Source organism: Amycolatopsis sp. SID8362, from assembly GCF_010550475.1.
In the GTDB taxonomy this organism is placed as follows: domain Bacteria; phylum Actinomycetota; class Actinomycetes; order Mycobacteriales; family Pseudonocardiaceae; genus Amycolatopsis; species Amycolatopsis eburnea.
In genome coordinates this window covers 1-2759 of record NZ_JAAGNB010001797.1, presented here as the reverse complement: position 1 = coordinate 2759, position 2759 = coordinate 1, and the positions used below count along the sequence as shown (strand labels likewise).

2 protein-coding genes and 1 pseudogene are annotated in these 2759 nt (G+C 71.7%); 1 reads left to right on the top strand and 2 read right to left on the bottom strand.

Going from position 1 to position 2759, the window contains the following annotated elements; genetic code table 11:
* Nucleotides 1–34: 34 nt before the first annotated feature.
* On the bottom strand, nt 35–1276 hold the full coding sequence (locus G3I65_RS54925; protein WP_160704426.1) for an ATP-grasp domain-containing protein: 1242 nt from the start codon (nt 1274–1276) through the stop codon (nt 35–37).
* Complete coding sequence (locus G3I65_RS54920) at nt 1273–2283, bottom strand: glycosyltransferase family 2 protein (RefSeq protein WP_160704424.1); 1011 nt, start codon at nt 2281–2283, stop codon at nt 1273–1275. The genes G3I65_RS54925 and G3I65_RS54920 overlap by 4 nt, the downstream gene beginning before the upstream one ends.
* 272 nt (nt 2284–2555) lie before the next feature.
* On the opposite strand from G3I65_RS54920, the pseudogene G3I65_RS54915 reads away from it, so the two are divergent.
* Nucleotides 2556–2759 (top strand): annotated as a pseudogene (locus G3I65_RS54915) (hypothetical protein); the annotation flags it as partial.

Below are 2759 nucleotides of genomic sequence, written 5' to 3'. Positions count from 1 at the left end.
GGGGCCGCGGCCGGCGAGGTGGTGGCGGGCGCGGTCACGGCAGGGGTACCGCCATGTCCTGGTCGTGCAGCAGGAACTTCAGCGTGCCGCGGACGGCGTTCTCCGCCGCGAGCAGTTCCGGCACCGAGCCGGCGGTGAGCACGACGTACCCGAGCTTGTGCCCCGCCTGCTCGTACGGCCGGACGAACGAACCCGCGTCGGCGAACAGGTGCAGCCCGACGAGGCCCGGCATCGCGCGCACGTCGTCGGCACCGTCCACTCGCGACAGGTGACCGCCGCGGTCGGACGCCAGGATGTGCACCAGCGTCGGCTTCGGCTCGTGCAGGTCCAGCGCGACCTCGCCGCCGGTGGCCGCGGCGATCCCCGCGCCGATCAGGTCGGCGCCGTGGCAGTGCGCGATCGCTTCCGCCAGCCCGTTTCCGCCCATCCGCGCGCCCATCTCGATGAGGTAGAGCCGCCCGTCGCGGCCGAGCACGGCGTCGAGCGTCAGCGGGCCGGTCCGGTAGCCGAGCTCGGTGCAGATCCGGTCGAGGGCTTCGATCAGGCCCAGCTCGACGTCGGCGGGCAGTTCGGCGGGCAGCAGGTGCGACGACGTCACGAAGAACGGCGGCGGCGTGAGCACGCGCTCGGTGACGGCGTGGAAGACGATCCGCCCGTCGACGACCAGCGCCTCGATGGTGAAGTGCGAGCCGTCGAGGTGCTCCTCCACGACCAGCCGGCCGGACGGCGAGAACGCGAGCGACTCGGTGAACGCCTTGGGCAGCAGGCCCGGGCCGGCGCACGAGACGACCCCGCGGCTGCCGGAGGAGTCGACCGGCTTGACCAGCGCGGGGAACCGCAGCTGCTGGGCGGCGTGCACGAGCTCCGGGCCCGGGCGGCCGTCGACGCTGCGGTAGCTCGGCAGGCCGAGGTGGTCGCACAGCGCGCGGAACACGGACTTGTCCGTCGACGCCCGGACCGCGTACTCGGGCAGCGGATCCGGCATCCCCCAGTGGCGGGTCAGCCACGCCAGCGCGGGCAGGCCGACGTCGCTGGCCGGGCACAGCACGCCCGCGAGGTCGCGCCGGCCCGCCAGCCCCGCCGCGATCTGCTCCGGCGCCCGGACGCTGACCTGCAGGAACTCGTCCGCGTACGCCACCGCCGGCGCGGCGGGCCGGACGTCGACGCAGATCGTGCGGAACCCCAGTTCCCGCGCCCGCTCGTAGGTGCTGACCGAACCGTCCGCGCCCCCCAGGATCACCAGGGTTCTCGCGGGGTCCTTCTTCGAACTCGTCACGCCGAAACGCCTTTCCCCAGTTGCACATCGATGAGCCGGGGACCCGCCGGGTCCGCCGGGGTGAAGAGCCGGTCCTCGGCGTCGACGTCGACGTTCGCTTCCCGGACGTAGAACTGCCGCGGCCGCGGCTGGCCCGCGCCGACCACGACGAGGTAGCGCACGGTCAGCGAAGCCACCAGCAGCAGCACCGCGAGCAGCGCGAACAGCAGCGTGGCGGTGACCCCCGCGCCGAGCAGGCCGAACGCCGCCGCCCCACCGGCGAGCACCGCGATCCCCGCGGCCAGCAACGCCGTCGCGGACGCCGCGGTCGTGAGCCGCCGGGTGAACCCGACGAAGAGTTCGATGGCGTGCGAAGCCAGGAACCCGAAGCCCACTTTGGACTCGCCGCGCTCGCGGGCCCGGTGCGCGACCTGGACGCAGGTGTACCGGCTGGTCAGCCGGGGGACCGTGGCCAGGAAGTACGGCGTGCCGAGGCGCAGGTCGACGATCTTGCGGGCCAGTTCCGCGCGGACCAGCCGGAACGCCGTGGCGCCCGGCGGGATCTCGATGCGCAGCACGCGCCGGCCGAGGAAGTGGAACGCGGCGGTGCCCCACCGCCGCAACCGCGGGTCCTGCCGGTTCGTGCGGACGCCGAAGACCGCGTCGTTGCCCTGCTCGGCCGCCGCGACGAGCTTCTCCGCCTCGGCGGCGGGGAACTGCTGGTCGGCGTCGACGTGCAGGATCCACGGCTGCGACGCGTAGCGGTAGCCGGCCGAGAAAGCCGCTTCGAAACCGAAGTTCCGGGAGAAGGACAAGTACCGCACGCGCGGGTCGGCGGCCGCGAGCGCGCGGATCTTGTCCAGGGTTCCGTCGACGCTCCCGTCATCGACGTAAAACAGTTCCAGCGAATAGTGGCCTAGTTCGTTGGTTATTTCCCGATAGGACGGTTCGACGTTCTCGACTTCGTTGAAGCACGGAATGACTACGGTGAGTCCACTGTGGGCCGGCCCCGGGAAAGGGGTGGTCATCTGCCCTGCTCAGGTGGGTGTACCGAATTCGTGTCCGCACGGTCACCCACAGTGTGAATTGTGATCATGAATCCCCCAGCCGGATCCGGTAAGAGCGCTTGCCGATTGCGGTCTGGCGGGAGTTATAAGCAGATGCATGGGGGAACTGCGACGGTAGTTCTGCGAATTCCGCCATTCAGCCCCAGACCAAAGTAGTAACCCATCCGGCATTCGGGGTGACCTGACGGCGAAGTCCTTCCGCGCGGGCCGGTCGTGGCGCAGACTCCCCGGCCATGTGGAATCTGGGGGCGGGGGTCGTTTGGCGCGCCGCGTACGTCCGGGCGGTGCGCTCGGCGTTCGCGACGGTGCCGTTCTACCGCGAGCGCTGGGCGCTCGACGGCCGGGAGGACCCGGTCGTGGTGCCCGGGCGCACCGGGACGGACGGCGGCGCCGCACCCCTCGCGGAAGCCGTGCACAAGCTGGTCGACCTCGTGCCG

Excerpts from the sequence above, each read along its gene's own strand:
- G3I65_RS54920 (WP_160704424.1), bottom strand. The coding sequence starts at position 2,283 with ATGACCACCCCTTTCCCGGGGCCGGCCCACAGTGGACTCACCGTAGTC.